Source organism: Pseudomonas monteilii, from assembly GCA_001534745.1.
GTDB classification, from domain to species: domain Bacteria; phylum Pseudomonadota; class Gammaproteobacteria; order Pseudomonadales; family Pseudomonadaceae; genus Aquipseudomonas; species Aquipseudomonas alabamensis.
The window spans coordinates 3,608,258-3,625,983 of record CP013997.1 but is presented as its reverse complement, the minus strand read 5'-3'; the positions used below and the strand labels follow the sequence as shown (position 1 = coordinate 3,625,983).

At 65.6% G+C, this 17,726-nt stretch carries 15 protein-coding genes; 6 read left to right on the top strand and 9 right to left on the bottom strand.

Annotated features, from left to right (window positions below):
* Nucleotides 1–221: 221 nt before the first annotated feature.
* The gene (locus APT63_15450) at nt 222–3,101 is read right to left on the bottom strand and encodes a ribonucleotide-diphosphate reductase subunit alpha (GenBank protein AMA46902.1); all 2,880 of its coding nucleotides are present in this window, start codon (nt 3,099–3,101) and stop codon (nt 222–224) included.
* 598 nt (nt 3,102–3,699) lie between these two features.
* The gene (locus APT63_15445) at nt 3,700–4,401 is read right to left on the bottom strand and encodes a 4'-phosphopantetheinyl transferase (GenBank protein AMA47915.1); all 702 of its coding nucleotides are present in this window, start codon (nt 4,399–4,401) and stop codon (nt 3,700–3,702) included.
* Between the two features lie 346 nt (nt 4,402–4,747).
* On the opposite strand from APT63_15445, the gene APT63_15440 reads away from it, so the two are divergent.
* Nucleotides 4,748–6,070 carry a C4-dicarboxylate transporter gene (locus APT63_15440; protein AMA46901.1) on the top strand — a complete coding sequence of 441 codons (1,323 nt, stop codon included), beginning with the start codon at nt 4,748–4,750 and terminating at the stop codon, nt 6,068–6,070.
* A 285-nt stretch (nt 6,071–6,355) separates the two neighbouring features.
* Here APT63_15440 and APT63_15435 read toward each other — a convergent pair whose 3' ends face one another.
* On the bottom strand, nt 6,356–6,850 hold the full coding sequence (locus tag APT63_15435) for a SprT family protein (GenBank protein AMA46900.1): 495 nt from the start codon (nt 6,848–6,850) through the stop codon (nt 6,356–6,358).
* Between the two features lie 164 nt (nt 6,851–7,014).
* Between APT63_15435 and APT63_15430 the strand changes: the two genes are divergently transcribed.
* Together APT63_15430 and APT63_15425 are read left to right on the top strand one after the other, a co-directional pair.
* Nucleotides 7,015–7,839 (top strand): tRNA 2-thiocytidine(32) synthetase TtcA, encoded by an 825-nt coding sequence (locus tag APT63_15430; GenBank protein AMA46899.1) that lies wholly within the window; start codon nt 7,015–7,017, stop codon nt 7,837–7,839.
* A 3-nt stretch (nt 7,840–7,842) separates the two neighbouring features.
* Nucleotides 7,843–8,514: a 3-methyladenine DNA glycosylase gene (locus tag APT63_15425; protein ID AMA46898.1), complete on the top strand. Its 672-nt coding sequence runs from the start codon at nt 7,843–7,845 to the stop codon at nt 8,512–8,514.
* Nucleotides 8,515–8,532: 18 nt separating this feature from the next.
* Here APT63_15425 and APT63_15420 read toward each other — a convergent pair whose 3' ends face one another.
* Both APT63_15420 and APT63_15415 read right to left on the bottom strand, forming a co-directional pair.
* Nucleotides 8,533–9,138: an NAD(P)H-quinone oxidoreductase gene (locus APT63_15420; GenBank protein ID AMA46897.1), complete on the bottom strand. Its 606-nt coding sequence runs from the start codon at nt 9,136–9,138 to the stop codon at nt 8,533–8,535.
* Nucleotides 9,135–9,488: an arsenate reductase gene (locus tag APT63_15415; protein AMA46896.1), complete on the bottom strand. Its 354-nt coding sequence runs from the start codon at nt 9,486–9,488 to the stop codon at nt 9,135–9,137. The genes APT63_15420 and APT63_15415 overlap by 4 nt, the downstream gene beginning before the upstream one ends.
* Before the next feature lie 85 nt (nt 9,489–9,573).
* Between APT63_15415 and APT63_15410 the strand changes: the two genes are divergently transcribed.
* The gene (locus APT63_15410; protein ID AMA46895.1) at nt 9,574–10,044 is read left to right on the top strand and encodes a peroxiredoxin; all 471 of its coding nucleotides are present in this window, start codon (nt 9,574–9,576) and stop codon (nt 10,042–10,044) included.
* 462 nt (nt 10,045–10,506) lie between these two features.
* Here APT63_15410 and APT63_15405 read toward each other — a convergent pair whose 3' ends face one another.
* The 4 genes from APT63_15405 to APT63_15390 all read right to left on the bottom strand — a co-directional run bounded on the left by APT63_15405 (nt 10,507) and on the right by APT63_15390 (nt 15,251).
* Complete coding sequence (locus tag APT63_15405; GenBank protein ID AMA46894.1) at nt 10,507–10,911, bottom strand: hypothetical protein; 405 nt, start codon at nt 10,909–10,911, stop codon at nt 10,507–10,509.
* Nucleotides 10,908–11,345 carry a hypothetical protein gene (locus tag APT63_15400; protein AMA46893.1) on the bottom strand — a complete coding sequence of 146 codons (438 nt, stop codon included), beginning with the start codon at nt 11,343–11,345 and terminating at the stop codon, nt 10,908–10,910. The genes APT63_15405 and APT63_15400 overlap by 4 nt, the downstream gene beginning before the upstream one ends.
* A gap of 73 nt (nt 11,346–11,418) precedes the next feature.
* The gene (locus APT63_15395; protein AMA46892.1) at nt 11,419–12,408 is read right to left on the bottom strand and encodes a hydroxyacid dehydrogenase; all 990 of its coding nucleotides are present in this window, start codon (nt 12,406–12,408) and stop codon (nt 11,419–11,421) included.
* A gap of 86 nt (nt 12,409–12,494) precedes the next feature.
* Nucleotides 12,495–15,251, bottom strand: coding sequence for a hybrid sensor histidine kinase/response regulator (locus APT63_15390; protein ID AMA46891.1), 2,757 nt, complete (start codon nt 15,249–15,251; stop codon nt 12,495–12,497).
* A 214-nt stretch (nt 15,252–15,465) separates the two neighbouring features.
* Between APT63_15390 and APT63_15385 the strand changes: the two genes are divergently transcribed.
* The gene (locus tag APT63_15385) at nt 15,466–16,365 is read left to right on the top strand and encodes a cysteine synthase (GenBank protein ID AMA47914.1); all 900 of its coding nucleotides are present in this window, start codon (nt 15,466–15,468) and stop codon (nt 16,363–16,365) included.
* Nucleotides 16,365–17,723 (top strand): 23S rRNA methyltransferase, encoded by a 1,359-nt coding sequence (locus APT63_15380; protein ID AMA46890.1) that lies wholly within the window; start codon nt 16,365–16,367, stop codon nt 17,721–17,723. Before APT63_15385 ends, APT63_15380 begins: the two co-directional genes overlap by 1 nt.
* Nucleotides 17,724–17,726 lie beyond the last annotated feature (3 nt).

Sequence of the window (17,726 nt, the reverse complement as noted above, 5' to 3'; positions counted from 1 at the left end):
CCCCGTGTGGGGGTACTGCGGGTGCACGCAAATCGGGGAGGCCCCGGAAGGGGCGGGCTGACGCTACGCGGCGTCGGCCTGTTGTAGGAGGTTGCAGGGCTGGGACAGTCCACTCGATGGAGTGATGGCCCATGCCCTGCAGCCTTGGTGCTGTCACGGCGACCCTGACGCGATGACACGTCCGGGCAAAGAGGCCTTCCGGGGAAGGCCTCGCGCGGCGCTTACTGGCACGCCTCGCAATCCGGCTCGTCGATCGCGCACGCCTTCGGTACCGGGGCAGGGCCGGCGGCCTGGATCGGAGCGCTGTCGCCACCGCTGGACACGGCGTTGAGCTTGCCGGTGTTGATGGTCGACTTCTCGGTGCTGGTCGCGGCCAGGGCACGGAGGTAGTAGGTGGTCTTCAGACCACGGTACCAGGCCATGCGGTAGGTCACGTCGAGTTTCTTGCCCGAGGCGCCGGCGATGTACAGGTTCAGCGATTGCGCCTGGTCGATCCACTTCTGGCGACGGCTGGCGGCATCGACGATCCACTTGGTCTCGACTTCGAAGGCGGTGGCGTACAGGTCTTTCAGCTCTTGCGGAATACGCTCGATCTGCTGCACGGAGCCGTCGTAGTACTTGAGGTCGTTGATCATCACCGAGTCCCACAGGTCGCGCGCCTTGAGGTCGCGGACCAGGTACGGGTTGATCACGGTGAATTCGCCGGACAGGTTCGACTTGACGTACAGGTTCTGGTACGTCGGCTCGATCGACTGCGACACGCCGGTGATGTTGGCGATGGTCGCGGTCGGTGCGATGGCCATGATGTTCGAGTTACGGATGCCTTTCTGCACGCGGGCACGGACCGGCGCCCAGTCGAGGCTCTCGTTGAGGTCGACGTCGATGTACTTCTGGCCACGGGCTTCGATCAGGATCTGCTGGGAATCCAGTGGCAGGATGCCTTTGGACCACAGCGAGCCCTGGAACGTCTCGTAGGCGCCACGCTCGTCGGCCAGATCGCACGAGGCCTGGATCGCGTAGTAGCTGACCGCTTCCATCGACTTGTCGGCGAACTCGACCGCGGCATCGGAGCCGTACGGGATGTGCTGCAGGTACAGCGCGTCCTGGAAGCCCATGATGCCCAGGCCGACCGGACGGTGCTTGAAGTTCGAGTTGCGTGCCTGCGGGACCGAGTAGTAGTTGATGTCGATCACGTTGTCGAGCATGCGCACGGCGGTGTTGACGGTGCGCTGCAGCTTGGCGGTGTCCAGCTTGCCATCGACGATGTGGTTCGGCAGGTTGATCGAGCCCAGGTTGCAGACGGCGATCTCGTCCTTGTTGGTGTTCAGGGTGATCTCGGTGCACAGGTTGGAGCTGTGCACGACGCCCACGTGCTGCTGCGGCGAGCGCAGGTTGCACGGATCCTTGAAGGTCAGCCACGGGTGGCCGGTCTCGAACAGCATCGAGAGCATCTTGCGCCACAGGTCCTTGGCCTGGATGGTCTTGAACACCTTGATCTTGTTGTACTCGGTCAGGGCTTCGTAGTACTCGTAGCGCTCTTCGAAGGCCTTGCCGGTCAGGTCGTGCAGGTCCGGCACTTCCGACGGCGAGAACAGGGTCCACTTGCCGTCGTCGAAGACGCGCTTCATGAACAGGTCCGGGATCCAGTTGGCGGTGTTCATGTCGTGGGTACGACGACGATCGTCACCGGTGTTCTTGCGCAGCTCGATGAACTCTTCGATGTCCAAGTGCCAGGTTTCCAGGTACGCGCAGACCGCGCCCTTGCGCTTGCCGCCCTGGTTGACCGCCACGGCGGTGTCGTTGACCACCTTCAGGAAGGGCACGACGCCCTGGGACTTGCCGTTGGTGCCCTTGATGTACGAGCCCAGCGCACGGACCGGAGTCCAGTCGTTGCCCAGGCCACCGGCGAATTTCGACAGCATGGCGTTGTCGTGGATCGCGTGGTAGATGCCCGACAGGTCGTCCGGCACGGTGGTCAGGTAGCAGCTCGACAGCTGTGGACGCAGGGTACCGGCGTTGAACAGGGTCGGGGTCGAGGCCATGTAGTCGAAGGACGACAGCAGGGTGTAGAACTCGATCGCACGGGCTTCCTTGTCGGCCTCTTCCAGCGCCAGGCCCATGGCCACGCGCATGAAGAACACCTGCGGCAGCTCGAAGCGCACGCCATCCTTGTGGATGAAGTAACGGTCGTACAGGGTCTGCAGGCCCAGGTAGGTGAACTGCTGGTCACGCTCGTGATCGATGGCCTTGCCCAGGCGCTCCAGATCGAAGTCGGCCAGTGCCGGGTTGAGCAGCTCGAACTCGATGCCCTTGGCGACATAGGCAGGCAGGGCCTTGGCGTACAGCTCGGCCATCTCGTGGTGCGTGGCGCTCTCGGCCACGCCGAGGAAGCCCAGGCCTTCGGCGCGCAGGGTGTCCATCAGCAGGCGGGCGGTAACGAACGAGTAGTTCGGTTCACGCTCGACCAGGGTACGGGCGGTCATCACCAGGGCGGTGTTGACGTCCTTGAGGGACACGCCGTCGTACAGGTTCTTCAGGGTCTCGCGCTGGATCAGCTCGCCGTCGACTTCGGCCAGGCCTTCGCAGGCTTCGCTGATGATGGTGTTCAGGCGCGCCATGTCCAGCGGCGACTTGCTGCCGTCGGCCAGGGTGATACGGATCGACGGGTGCGGTTCGACCACGGCGCCGGTGTTGGCGCGGGTGGCGCGCTCCTTGGCGCGTTGTTCGCGGTAGATCACGTAGTCGCGCGCGACCTTCTGCTCACCGGAGCGCATCAGGGCCAGTTCGACCTGGTCCTGGATCTCTTCGATGTGGATGGTGCCGCCCGAAGGCATGCGACGCTTGAAGGTGGCGGTGACCTGTTCGGTCAGGCGGGCGACGGTGTCATGGATGCGCGACGAGGCGGCGGCGGTGCCGCCCTCAACCGCGAGGAACGCCTTGGTGATGGCGACGGTGATCTTGTCATCGGTGTAGGCGACGACGGTACCGTTGCGCTTGATCACACGCAGTTGACCGGGAGCGGTCGCAGCCAGATCCGCATTGGAATCGGCGGCCGAGGGCACCTGGGCCTGCGGGTTCTCGCGAGTTGTGTCGGTTTGCATGGGGGGTGACTCTCCACATTCTCAATGTTTGTACGAACGTCCGGGACGTCCACCGAGCTGATCAAGCGCTGGTGGGCCCAGGCGGCCAATGCACGACACAGGTGCAATGGCCCGCCAGGGCCCACCGACGTTGGACAGATCGGAAATAAAAGGGGGCAATCGCCTGCCGCTCCCTGGCCGATGTCAAACGTCCTGGGCATGTGCCCAACATCTGTTGCCGTGGTCTACCGCGCCATGGGCGCTGGTTTTCCTACCTCGATCACGTCTGATTCAGACAGGCCTCGAGGGCCTCCGCAGGAGCGGTCTGGTTGGCGACTTCGCGTCACGTACACGCCGAAAAAAGGCCCTTGAAGGGCTTGAGTTTTCTGCCTGACTTGTGTTTGCGATTTGGCGTAAAACCCAACATGTAGTTGGTCGCCGGTCATGGCGATACAAGATAGTGCGGTCGAAGGCCTAATGCAAGACGACGCATCTGTGGATAACGTGTGGGTATTTTGTGCGTAGGGGGTCGCATCCCTTGTAGCTCGCGTCTTACAACGGCATCGCCATTGGTCGGCGAATTTTCTTTGTTTTTTGAGGGAACTCCATAGCCAGCGCGTCAGACACTGACCAGGCTGAGCAACTGCCCGCGTTCGACCTGGAACTGCCCCTGTATTTCCTGACCGGCGCGCCAGGTTGGCGACAGGTCCGTCAGCAACCGCAGTCGTGCGTCACCGTCTGCCGACCAGTCCAGCACCTCGGCATCCTCGAACCAGAACCGCGTGCCGGTCAGCGGGTACAAGGTCTTGAACAGGCTTTCCTTGAGCGAGAAGGTGAGGGTAACTGTCAGGCCGAGCTGGCTCCGGTCCAGACGTTGCAGCTCGGCAGGGGTCAGGATCTCGCCCGCCAGGCGCTCGGCACGCTCGTCGCTTAACAGGCTTTCCACATCCAGGCCGACCCCTCCACAGTCGTCGTGGGCAACCACCACGGCGGCGGCCCAGCCCTGACCATGGGTAATGGCGCCATGCACGCCACTGGCCCAGATGGGCGAGCGATCCTCGTGGGTCGCCGGCACGTGATCACGGCCGTCCAGGCGTTTCAGCGCAGCGCGGGCGCAGACCCGCCCGGCCAGGTACTCGGCCTGGCGCTTGGCGACCGAGCGTTGCAGCGCTGGGGTCTGCACGATACCCGCACGTTGGAAATCGTCCGCTGCCAGTCGAGCGGGATCGAAGGCGCAGCTGACCAGCACCGCGCCCGGAAGTGGACGGGGCAGGGGCCAGTAGTGCTGGAGGGGGGCACAGCAGTGGGGAAGTCGGTTCATGGTGGCCATTGTGCCAGCCTCAGGCGTGGGAGGGGAGCCGGCGGTGAAGGGGGCGGTAGACGCGCAGGCACGGGCGGATTTCCGCCATCACGGCACGGTCGGCTGGCGGTGGCGGCGGGTTTCCGCCATGAGGGCCTGTCAGGCCTGCCCCCGAATGGCGCAGCAAAGTCCCATGAACACGGCGTGTGCCCCGACTCCGTGCATTGTGGCACCGGCCTTGCTAAGCATTTGGCAGAGTCTTGCAATCAGCAGCTCCTACAACAAATCCCTCCCAGTGCAGGAGGGTTCGCGCTAGGTGCTTCGACGCCCTGGGAAGGGTGGCGCCGCACACTGAGGAAATTGAGCCATGACGACACGTCAGCCGCTGTACAAATCCCTGTATGTCCAGGTGTTGGTCGCCATCACCGTCGGTATCCTGCTCGGCCACTTCTATCCTGAAACCGGTGTTGCTCTGAAGCCCCTGGGCGACGGCTTCGTCAAACTCATCAAGATGGTGATCGCCCCGATCATCTTCTGTACCGTGGTCAGCGGTATCGCCGGCATGCAGAGCATGAAGTCGGTCGGCAAGACCGGTGGCTACGCGCTGCTGTACTTCGAAGTTGTCTCCACCATTGCCCTGATCATCGGTCTGGTCGTGGTCAACGTGGTCCAGCCAGGCGCCGGCATGCACGTCGACGTCAGCACCCTGAACGCCAGCAGCGTGGCTGCCTATGCCGCCGCCGGTGCGCAGCAGACCACCGTGGGCTTCCTGCTCAACGTGATCCCCAATACCGTGGTCGGTGCCTTCGCCAACGGCGACATCCTCCAGGTGCTGATGTTCTCCGTGCTGTTCGGCTTCGCCCTGCACCGTCTGGGCAGCTTCGGCAAGCCGATGCTGGACATGATCGATCGCTTCGCCCATGTCATGTTCAACATCATCAACATGATCATGAAGCTGGCCCCGGTCGGCGCGTTCGGCGCCATGGCTTTCACCATCGGCCAATACGGCGTCGGCTCGCTGGTACAGCTGGGCTACCTGATGGCCTGCTTCTACATCACCTGCCTGCTGTTCGTGCTGGTGGTGCTCGGTGGCATCTGCCGCGCCCATGGCTTCAGCGTCCTGAAGCTGATCCGCTACATCCGTGAAGAGTTGCTGATCGTGCTGGGCACCTCATCGTCGGAATCGGCCCTGCCACGCATGCTGGCCAAGATGGAGCGTCTGGGCGCCAAGAAGTCGGTGGTGGGTCTGGTCATTCCGACCGGTTACTCGTTCAACCTCGACGGCACCTCGATCTACCTGACCATGGCGGCCGTGTTCATCGCCCAGGCGACCGACACCACCATGGACATCACCCACCAGATCACCCTGCTGCTGGTACTGCTGGTCGCCTCCAAGGGCGCTGCGGGCGTGACCGGTTCGGGCTTCATCGTCCTGGCGGCCACCCTGTCGGCCGTCGGTCACCTGCCGGTGGCAGGCCTGGCGCTGATCCTCGGCATCGACCGCTTCATGTCCGAAGCGCGCGCCCTGACCAACCTGGTCGGCAACGCCGTGGCCACCGTGGTCGTGGCCAAGTGGGTCAACGAGATGGACAACGACAAGCTGGCTTCCGAGCTGGCCTCCGGTGGCGCGCCACTGGTCGAAACCCGTCCGACCGACGACCTGGGCGTGGCCGAAGGTCCGGCCCGCTGATCGATTGACGTGTATGAAAAAGGCGACCTTCGGGTCGCCTTTTTCGTGAGGGCGGGTAGCCCGCTTTTGTGAAGCAGCGATCCTTCCGCGCGATCGCGGTCGGTCCGGCACCCCGGCAGGGGCCGCTCAGGTGACCGCGATGGCCTGCAACGCTGCGGCGGGGCTACGGGTGTAGGAGCGGCCCCAGTGCCGCGATTGGGCCCGCAGGGCCCACGAAATCAGCCACCCCCAAAGCCCAGACAAACCACCAAGGTACCGCGCTGCCTGTAACCCCTCCACCCGGACTCACACCACCCGAGTCTCCCCTCTGTACTGCAACACCTGCTTGCAGCGCCGACACACATACCGCCGCCCATTGCGCACCAGCCGGTGCCGCTGCGCCGTGAACGCGAACTCGCTCTCCGGGCACGGGCAGTGGTACAGGTAGCGCAAGACGCTGCGCCGCTCCACGGCGTAGCTGTGGCAACGATCGGCCGGCAGGCCGTACACCCCGACCATGATCGACTGCCACTCGCGGCCATGGGGCTGGATGCGACCGCCGAACACCTGGTGCGCCACCAGGTGCGCGACCTCATGGGCCACGGTCTGGCGCAGGAAGTGCTCGGCGTTCTCCCGATACAACTGGGCATTGAACCGCAACAGGTTCTGCTGAAGGTGCGCCACCCCCGCTTTCTGGCCGCGCAGCTTGAGGCTCACCTCGGGCCGAGGGAAGCGACGGTCGAAGAACGCTTCGGCCTGTCGGTAGCAGGCGTCCACGCGTTGGTTGAGCAGGTCTGGCATGACGAACGATCTCCTGGCCGGCCATTATGCCTCACGCCCGGCATCGCCAAGGCACCGTCGGCCGGCCGGTCGCCGGTCACGGTCTTCATCGGATTACCCTACGCGAAACGCCGCTTTGTGCGTAAAATGGCCGGCTTTTGTCACACCTTGCGGATCCAAGCGCTATGGGCACCCTTTCGGTCAATCAGAACAAACTGCAGAAACGCCTGCGACGCCTTGCCGGCGAAGCCATCACCGACTACAACATGATCGAGGATGGCGACAAGGTCATGGTCTGCCTGTCCGGTGGCAAGGACAGCTACACCATGCTCGACGTTCTGCTGCACCTGCAGAAAGTGGCGCCGATCCAGTTCGAGATCGTCGCGGTGAACATGGACCAGAAGCAGCCAGGCTTCCCCGAGCACGTGCTGCCGGCCTACCTCAAGACCCTCGGCATCGAGTACCACATCGTCGAGAAGGACACCTACTCGGTGGTCAAGGAACTGATCCCCGAAGGCAAGACCACCTGCTCGCTGTGCTCGCGCCTGCGCCGTGGCACGCTGTACACCTTCGCCGACGAGATCGGCGCGACCAAGATGGCCCTGGGGCACCACCGCGACGACATCGTCGAGACCTTCTTCCTCAACATGTTCTTCAACGGCACGCTCAAGGCCATGCCGCCCAAGCTGCGGGCCGACGATGGCCGCAATGTGGTGATCCGCCCGCTGGCCTACTGCAGCGAGAAGGACATCCAGGCCTACTCGGACATGCGCGAGTTCCCGATCATCCCGTGCAACCTCTGCGGCTCCCAGGAGAACCTGCAACGCCAGGTGGTCAAGGACATGCTGGTGGAGTGGGAACGCAAGCACCCGGGGCGTACCGACAACATCTTCCGCGGCCTGCAGCACGTGGTGCCGTCCCAGCTGGCCGACCGCGACCTGTTCGACTTCGGCAGCCTGAAGATCGACGAAAACGCGACCCCGCGCTTCCTCGACGTGGTGAACCTCTGACCCATGCGTAACTACACGTGGCTGCACGAGTACTGCCTCAACCGCTTCGGCTCGGCCGCCGCGCTCGAAGCGCGCCTGCCACGGCCCAAGACGCCCGACCAGCTTCGGGCGATCGGTGACGACCGCTACCTGTCGACCCTGGCGTTGCGGGTCTTCCGCGCCGGGCTCAAGCACAGCCTGGTCGATGCCAAGTGGCCGGCCTTCGAGCAGGTGTTCTTCGGCTTCGACCCAGAGAAGGTCGTGCTGATGGGCGCCGAGCACCTGGAGCGGCTGATGCAGGACACGCGCATCATCCGCCACCTGGCCAAGCTCAAGAGCGTGCCGCGCAATGCCCAGATGATCCTCGACGTGCAGTATGAGCACGGTAGTTTCGCGGCGTTCATCGCCGACTGGCCGGTGGACGACATCGTGGGGCTATGGAAGTACCTGACCCGCCATGGCAACCAGCTGGGCGGGTTGTCGGCACCGCGCTTCCTGCGCATGATCGGCAAAGACACCTTCGTGCCCACCACCGATATGGCGGCCGCCTTGATCGCCCAGGGCGTGATCGACAAGCAGCCCACCAGCCAGCGCGACCTGGCGCTGGTGCAGCAGGCATTCAACCAGTGGCATCAGGAAAGCGGTCGACCGCTGTGCCAGCTGTCGGTGATGCTGGCACACACGGTCAATCACTGAGGCCCGAGCGCTCGCGTCTCAGCGGGCCGGGTGGGCGAGCGTCTTGGCAGTGTTCGCCACGCGCTGGCCCAGGGCGCGGCACAGGGCGATCTCTTCCGCATCCAGCGCACGTTTGCCATCGGCACCGGCATGGTGGCTGGCGCCATAAGGCGTGCCACCACCCCGGGTCTCGATCAGCGCCGATTCGCTGTACGGCAGGCCCAGCACCAGCATGCCGTGGTGCAGCAGCGGCAACAGCATCGACAGCAGGGTGCTCTCCTGGCCGCCATGCAGGCTGGCCGTGGAGGTGAACACCGCCGCCGGCTTGCCGACCAGATCGCCGCTGAGCCACAGGCCGCTGGTGCCGTCCAGGAAGTACTTCAACGGTGCGGCCATGTTGCCGAAGCGGGTCGGGCTGCCCAGCACCAGGCCGGCGCAGTCGCGCAGGTCGTCGAGCGTGGCGTACGGCGCGCCGTGCTCGGGGATGTCCGGCGCGACCGCTTCGCAGTCGCTGGACACGGCCGGCACGGTCCGCAGGCGTGCTTCAAGGCCCGTCAGCTCGATGCCACGGGCGATGTGCCGAGCCATGTCACGGGTCGCGCCGTGCCGGCTGTAGAACAGCACCAGGATGTAGGGCGCGCTCATGGCAGGATCTCCAGCACCTTCTCGGGCGGACGACCGACCACGGCCCGGTCACCCGCGACCAGGATGGGGCGCTCGATCAGGATGGGGTGCGCGACCATGGCATCGACCAGCTGGGCCTCGGTGAGTGCAGGGTCGGCCAATCCCAAGGTCTTGTAGGCGTCTTCGCCACTGCGCAGCAGCTGGCGTGCCGACAGCCCCAGGGCACCGAGCACGGCACGCAGGGTCTCGGCATCCGGCGGCGTCTCCAGGTAGCGCACCACCGTCGGCGCCAGGCCGCGGGCCTCGAGCAGCGCCAGGGCCTCGCGGGATTTGGAGCAGCGCGGGTTATGATACAGCGTCAGATCGGTCATCACAGGTCGCATCCAGCAGGGTGTGGCGGCTATTCTAACCTCAGCGAATCGATCGTTCGCTTCAAACTTCAAGAAGGATGCACGCATGGCAAGGCGTTTCGCGGCAGCACTGGCCATTACCGCAGGCCTGCTGCTCGGTGGTTGCGGCGCGGACTACGGTGTCGATCAGCACGGCAAGGCCGTCGAGGCCAGCCAGGTCGACGGACATTGGGTGATTCTCAACTATTGGGCCGAATGGTGCGGACCGTGCCGTCTGGAAGTCCCCGAACTGAACACCGCCGCGCAGCGCTGGCAGGCCAGTGGCGTGAAGGTCATCGGCGTCAACTTCGACGGTTTGCAGGGCGATGAGCTCAAGCAGGCCAGCGAGACCCTCGGCATCCAGTTCACCGTGCTGGCCCAGGACCCGGCCGAGCACTACGACCTGCCGCGCAGCGAGGCGCTGCCGGTCACCTACATCATCGACGACAAGGGCAAGGTGCGCGAGCAACTGGTCGGCGAGCAGACCCTGGAAAGCCTCAAGGCGCGCCTGAAGGCACTGAATGGGCCGGAGGTCTGAGCGGGGGCTGCAAGAAGCAGGTAAGCGCGCGTGGATTCCATCGTGTGGGAGCGGGCTTGCCCGCGATGCAGGCGGTGACGGACCGAACGCTATCGCGGGCAAGCCCGCTCCCACAGAACATAAAATATCTTGTTGATTTTGAAAGGAATAATTTCAAGGTTTTGTGGGCCCTGCGGGCCCAATCGCGGCACAGGGGCCGCTCCCACAGGTGACCGCGATAGCCTGCAACCCCGCGGTGGGGCTACGGGTGTAGGAGCGGCCCCAGTGCCGCGATGGGCCGCAAAGCGGCCCTAAAATCGATTAGCAATGAAGCTTCGGATCCTGCCAACTATCGCCATGTTCTCTTATGCGACAGCGCGGCGCCAAGACGGCGGGCGGACTCCCACAGGAGCCTGCACCGGCCTGCCAGGTCAACCAGACGAGCCGAATCTCACCCGTCGAACACCGCTAGCCTCTACCCACTCAACCCTCGTCCGGCCACAACCGCAACGGCTGCCCCACGCCCGTCCACAGGCGCAGTTGCCCTTCGGCGGACGTATCCCAACGCTGCACCTTGGGCAGGGCCTCGAGGAAGCGCTGTTCCTGCTCCATGATCGCCGGCGCACACAGCTTGCGCGTGCTCCCCGGCGGGCCGAACACCAGGTGATCGCCGTCGAGCGTGTAGGGCGCGAACCAGTGGTTGCAGCCAGCGTTGCCATAGGCGCGATTGTCCGAGCCCAGGGTCAGGGTCAGGTGGCTGTCGTCGATCAGCGGACGTTCGCCAATCCATTCCAGTACGTAGCTGCGCTCTTGTTGCAACGGCGGTGCCTCGGTCGCGCAGCCGGTCAGCCCTAGGGCCACGAGCGAAGTGACGAGCAGGTGTTTCATGCAGACGCCTCCTGACAGGCAGGGCACAGGTGCCCCTGGCCCTGTGTCGCCCAGCCCAGTTCGGCCACCCGTGCAGTGGCCGCCGGCTTGCGTGCCTTGGCGCCGAGCTTGGCGTCCACGGCGAACTCGACGTCCAGCACGGCCTGGCACTGATCGCAGGTAACCTGCCATTGCAGGATTTCCAGTTCGGTGAACGCAGGCCCGCTGGCCACCGCCACCCATTGGCCGTGAGGGTTGATCAGGTGGCGCACGCTTTCGACGGTCAGGCGCATGGACAGGCTCTTGCTGCCCTTGAGCGTCACCAGCAGCACGTCGCCGCGCTGAATCGAGCCACCGTTGCCGGTGACCTGATAGCGGCCCGGCACCAGGGCACGGCATTCGATCAAGGTGTGCTGCGGATTGAACAGGGTGTAGCGGAAATCGTGTTCGACCATGGGTCCTCCAGAAATGCCGCCTAGTGTAAGGGCTGCCGCGCTTTTAATCACGACCGTCCGCCCCCTGTCCGCCTCAGGCGAGCACGGTGTGGCGGGGCTGGCCTTGCGACCAGGCGAGGATGTTGTCCAGGGTCGTGCGGGCGATGGCATCCAGCGCCTCGCGGGTCAGAAAGGCCTGGTGGGCGGTGACGATCACGTTGGGGAACGTCAGCAGACGCGCCAGTACATCGTCCTGCAGCGGCAGGTCCGAACGGTCCTCGAAGAACAGCTGCGCTTCCTCTTCGTAGACGTCCAGCCCCAGGTAACCCAGTTGCCCGCACTTGAGCGCATCGATCAGCGCCGGGGTATCGACCAGCGCACCCCGCCCGGTGTTGATCAGCATGGCACCCGGTTGCAGTTCGGCCAGGCTGTGGGCATCGATCAGGTGATGGGTCTGTTCGGTCAAGGGGCAGTGCAGGCTGATGATGTGCGACTGGCGCAGCAGCGTTGGCAGGGTGACGTAACGCGCGCCCAGGGCCAGCACGGCGGGGTTGGGGGAGGGGTCGTGCGCCAGCAGCTGGCAACCGAACCCGGCCATGATCCGGGCGAAGGCTTCGCCGATCTGGCCTGTGCCGACGATGCCCACTGTCTTGCCGTGCAGGTCGAACCCGGTCAGCCCGTGCAGGGTGAAGTCACCATCACGGGTGCGGTTATAGGCCCGGTGCAGGTGGCGGTTGAGCGCCAGCACCAGGGCGACGGCATGTTCGGCCACGGCGTGCGGGGAATAGGCCGGTACGCGCGTCACCACCAGGCCGAGGCGCGCAGCGGCTGCCAGGTCGACATGGTTGTAGCCGGCCGACCGCAGGGCGATCAGGCGCGTCCCACCGGCGGCCAGGCGTTCGAGCACGGGCGCATCCAGCTGGTCGTTGATGAAGGCGCAGACCACATCGAACCCCTGGGCCAGCACCGCGGTATCGAACGTCAGGCGCGCGGGCTGATGGTGCAGGACGAGCGCCTGATCAGCGGCGGCGCGATCGAAGCTGTGCTGGTCGTAGTGCTGGCTGCTGAACACGAGAACGCGCATGGCCGTCTTCCACTCGAAGAAAGCCCAAGTGTAGCCAGGCGCCCGACACCTGCATTGACCTGTGTCGGCACCTGGCCCAGGACGCGTCAGGCGTTCGACCTGGCCTGCTGCGCCAGACGGGTGATGGCGCGGTCGAGTTCGTCCAGGGCCTGGGGCGCCTCGACATGGTCCTGCTTGAGCAAGGTCTCGCTGTGCTGGCAGGCCGCGCGCAACTGGGGCACGCCACAGTAGCGCGTGGCGCCGTTGAGTCGGTGCACCTGGGCGATCAACGTATCGCGGTCGTCGGCAGCGCGCGCCGCGCGGATGGCTTCCCGGTCGCTGTCGAGCGAAGCCAGCAGCATCGCCAGCATGTCCGCGGCCAGGTCCGGCTTGCCGGCGGCCAGGCGCAAGCCTTCCTCGGCGTCCAGCACCTTGAGTTCGTGACGGTGCGCGAAGCGTTCGGGGCGTGACAGCGAATCGGAGGTGTCCAGGCTCAGCCCGGTCCACTTCAGGACCACCTGGGCCAGCTGGCGCTCGCTGATGGGCTTGGTCAGGTAGTCGTCCATCCCGCCCAGCAGCAACGCACGCTTTTCATTGGCCATGGCATGGGCGGTCAGCGCGACGATCGGCAGGCGTGCGGTCTCGCGGCCCGACTCCCACTGGCGAATCCGTTGTGTACAGGTGGGGCCGTCCATGCCAGGCATCTGCACGTCCATCAGCACCAGGTCGAAGGGGCGATCGCGCACCGCATCGATCGCCGCCTGGCCGTTGTCCACCGCCGTGACCTCGGCGCCCATGTCTTCGAGCAAGGTCTGGACCAGCAGCAGGTTGGCCGGGTTGTCGTCCACGCACAGCAGGCGCGGTGCGCGCATGTCGCTGCCCGCAGGCTCGCGGGTGAGGCGGCGGGGCTGCACCAGTTCCAGCAAGGTACGCCGCAACTTGCGGGTGCAGGTCGGCTTGGCCAGCAGTTGAGTCTGCCCATCGCTCAGGTAGGCGTGGTACTGGGCCTGCTGAGTCGTGGGGCAGAGCACCACGCACTGGCATCCCAGGTGCTCGAGTTGGTGCGCAAGCTCGCCCAGCTGGGTGGGCGAAAGCACCCCCAGGTGCACGCCCAGGACCGCGAAGTCGAACGGCCGACCCGCCTGGGCGGAGGCCTGGACGGCCTCGAGCAGGGTGTCGAAAGAAGCGAAGACAGTACCGTCGAGCCCGCAATCGGCGACCTGGTGCTCCAGGGCCTGGCAGGCCAGGGCATGAGGGTCGGCAAGGGCGACGCGACGGCCGACCAGGGCCGAGGGTGGCGAGGTTTCCACATCGTCGTGGGCCTTGGGCAGGCTCAGGGTGATCCAGAACTGCGAGCCCTCGCCCGGTGTGCTGTCGACGCCGATCTCGCCGCCCATCTGCTCGATCAGGCGCTTGGAGATCACCAGCCCCAGGCCGGTTCCGCCGGTCTGGCGCGACAGCGAGTTGTCGGCCTGGCTGAACGCCTGGAACAGGGCACGCACATCGTCCGGCGACAGGCCGATGCCGGTGTCCTGCACACTGATGCGCAACTGCGCCTGGTCCTTGTGCTCGTCCTCCAGCATGGCCCGCACGACGATGGTGCCCTCGTGGGTGAACTTGATGGCATTGCTGACCAGGTTGGTGACGATCTGCCGCAGGCGCAGCGGGTCGCCGATCAGCGACAGCGGCGTGTCGCGGTAGATCAGGCTGACCAGCTCCAGCTGCTTGGCATGGGCCGTGGGGGCCATGATGGTCAAGGTGTCCTGCAGCACGTCGCGCAGGTTGAACGGCACGCTGTCGAGCACCAGCTTGCCGGCTTCGATCTTGGAGAAGTCCAGGACCTCGTTGATGATGCCCAGCAGGTTGTCGGCCGAGTTCTCGATGGTGTTCAGGTAGTCGAGCTGGCGCGGCGCCAGCTCGCTCTTCTGCAACAGGTGCGTGAACCCCAGGATGCCATTGAGCGGCGTGCGGATCTCATGGCTCATGTTGGTCAGGAATTCGGACTTGATGCGGCTGGCCTCGAGCGCCTCTTTGCGTGCCATGTCCAGCTCGATGTTCTGGATCTCGATGGTCTCCAGGTTCTGGCGCACGTCTTCGGTGGCCTGGTCGATGCTGTGCTGCAGCTCCTCGCGAGCGATGTGCAGCGTCTCGGCCATGCGGTTGATGCCGGAGGCCAGCTCGTCCAGCTCGCGGCTGCCCAGCGCGGGCAAGCGCTCGTCGAGGTGACCGTCCTTGAGCTGGCCCACGGCATGCTTGATCTGGCTGATCGGCGTATTGATCGCTCGGCCCATGCGCAAGGCCAGCAGGACGGTGAAGGCCAGGCAGGCGAGGATCAGCAGCACGCTGGCGAACCCGTTGCGGTAACCCCGCAGCAAGGTGTTGCCATGGGACAGCTCGATCTCGACCCAGCCCAGCAGCCGCTCCGATTCGGCGGGCACGGCGTGGGTCGCCAGGTCGCGGTGGTGGCCCAGCACGGGCAGCAGGTAGCGGGTGGCATCGTTGCCCGTGCGTTGCAGCAGGCGCCTGCCGGTGCCGGAGTCGCTGGGCGAGGGGTTGAGCATGCTCGGCCCGGCATGGGCCAGGCGCTTCCTGTCGGCGTCCAGGAAGGTCACGGCGCGCACGTCTTCCTGCTCCAGGGATTCGGCGGCGATGCGTTCGAGTTGGGCCGTGGCGCCCTGGGCCAGGGCGGGGGCGGCCAGGGGCGCCAGGTGCTCGGCCAGCATCTGGCCACGCTGCAGTAGCTGCGTGCGCAATTCGTTCTGCTGCAACCAGGTGAAGTAACTGCCCAGTACCACCGCCATCAGGCCGGCAGGCACCAGTGCCAGCAGCAGCACCCGGCTCCTGATTCCCAGTCGATCGAACACGACGTACTCCTGTTTCGTGGCTGTCTTGTTGTGATGCAGGCGAACCCAGCCCCCGCACGTTACTCCGCCCGTGACGCCAATGCACTCCCTAGATCGACACCCCGCGCCAGCGCCTTAGAACCCCTGGCTATGACGTCCATCGATTGCGTGATATGGCCTGTGCGGGTTTGTCGGTATGATGGGCGCCCTTGTCGTCCCGATTGCGAACTACGCCATGACCCTGCAGTTTCCAACCATCGCCGACTGCGTCGGCAACACGCCGCTGGTGCGCCTGCAACGCCTTGCCGGGGAAACCAGCAATACCTTGCTGCTCAAGCTCGAAGGCAACAACCCGGCCGGTTCGGTGAAGGACCGTCCAGCGCTGTCGATGATCACCCGTGCCGAGCTGCGCGGCCAGATCACGCCGGGCGACACGCTCATCGAGGCGACCTCCGGCAACACCGGCATCGCCCTGGCCATGGCGGCGGCGATCAAGGGCTACAAGATGATCCTGATCATGCCCGACAACTCCACCGCCGAGCGCAAGGCGGCCATGGCCGCCTACGGCGCCGAGCTGATCGTGGTGAGCAAGGACGAGGGCATGGAAGGCGCGCGCGACCTGGCCGAGCGGCTGCAGGCCGAAGGCCGTGGTCTGGTGCTGGACCAGTTCGGCAACGGCGACAACCCCGAGGCGCATTACGCCAGCACCGGGCCGGAAATCTGGCAGCAGACCCAGGGCCAGGTCACCCACTTCATCAGTTCCATGGGCACGACCGGCACCATCATGGGCTGCTCGCGCTACCTCAAGGAACAGAATCCGGCGGTGCAGGTGGTTGGCCTGCAACCCATGGAAGGCGCGGCCATCCCGGGTATCCGGCGCTGGCCGGAGGCCTACCTGCCGAAGATCTTCGATGCCACGCGCATCGACCGCGTGGTCGACATGTCCCAGGACGAAGCCGAGGTCACCATGCGCCGGCTTGCCCGAGAAGAGGGCATTTTCTGTGGCGTGTCGTCCGGTGGTGCGGTGGCGGCCATGCTGCGCCTGTCCCGCGAAGTCGAGAACGCGGTGATGGTGGCGATCATCTGCGACCGCGGCGATCGCTACCTGTCCACCGGCCTGTTCGACGCACCCTGATGTCCAGACATAAACGCAATGGCGGGCTGCGCTTCCAGCCGGCCGGTGGCGAGCGCGCCACTCAGGTGCCCGTGGGCAAGAAGCAACGCCTGGTCATCGAACGCCTGGCCGGTGACGGCCGTGGCATCGCCTTCGAGGACGGCCGCACCTGGTTCGTCAGTGGCGCGCTGGCGGGCGAAACCGTCGAGGCCCGGGTGCTTGCCGCCCGTGGCAAGGTGGTCGAGGCGCGCCTGGAGCGGGTCCAGCAGGCCAGCGCCGAGCGACGTGCAGCGCCTTGCCGGCACTATGACCGCTGCGGCGGGTGCAACCTTCAGCACCTGCCCCACGCCGACCAGCTGGCGCTCAAGCAGCGCACCCTGGCCGAGCAGCTGCAGCGGGTCGCTGGCGTGGCGCCGGAGCACTGGGCCGCGCCGTTGAGCGGGCCGGAGTTCGGCTACCGCCGCCGTGCCCGGGTCGCCGTGCGCTGGGATCCGAAACGTCGGGAACTCGACGTGGGCTTCCGGGCCGAAGCCAGCCAGGACATCGTCGCCATCGAAGACTGCCCGGTGCTGGTACAGCCCTTGCAGACGATCCTGCGGCACCTGCCGACGGTGCTGCGCAGCTTCGACAAACCCCAGGTACTGGGCCATGTCGAACTGTTCAGCGCCACGGCCGAGGCCGTGCTGGTGCGGCATGTCGCGCCCCTGGCCGACCAGGACCTGGCCCGCCTGCGTGCGTTCTGCCAGCAGAGCGACGCCCAGTTGTGGTTGCAGGGGGAGGGCGAACCGACACCGGACCAGCCGGGGCAGACCTTGGGCTTCGAGCTGACGCCGTGGGACCTGACCCTGGCCTGGCGGCCTGGAGACTTCGTCCAGGTCAATGCCGCCGTCAACCTGGCGATGATCGAGCAGGCCCTGGCCTGGCTCGCACCCCAGGCCGACGAGCGTGTGCTTGACCTGTTCTGCGGCCTGGGCAACTTCGCCCTGCCGCTGGCCCGCTCGGCGGGTGAAGTGGTGGCGGTCGAAGGCGTGCAGGCCATGGTCGAGCGCGCGGCGGCCAATGCGCAGGCCAACGGTCTCGTCAACGCCAGCTTCCATCAGGCTGACTTGTCGCAGCCCTTGGGCGATGCTGCCTGGGCCGCCAACGGATTTTCTGCGGTACTCTTGGACCCCCCTCGGGACGGTGCCCAGGAAGTGGTGAAAAATATTGTGCGCCTGGGCGCCCGTCGACTGGTCTACGTCTCCTGCAACCCAGCTACGCTGGCAAGAGATACCCAGACCTTGGTGGCCCAGGGGTACCGGTTAAAGAGAGCCGGGATTCTCGACATGTTTCCTCAGACGGCGCATGTCGAAGCCATGGCGTTATTCGAAGTGGGCTAGCCA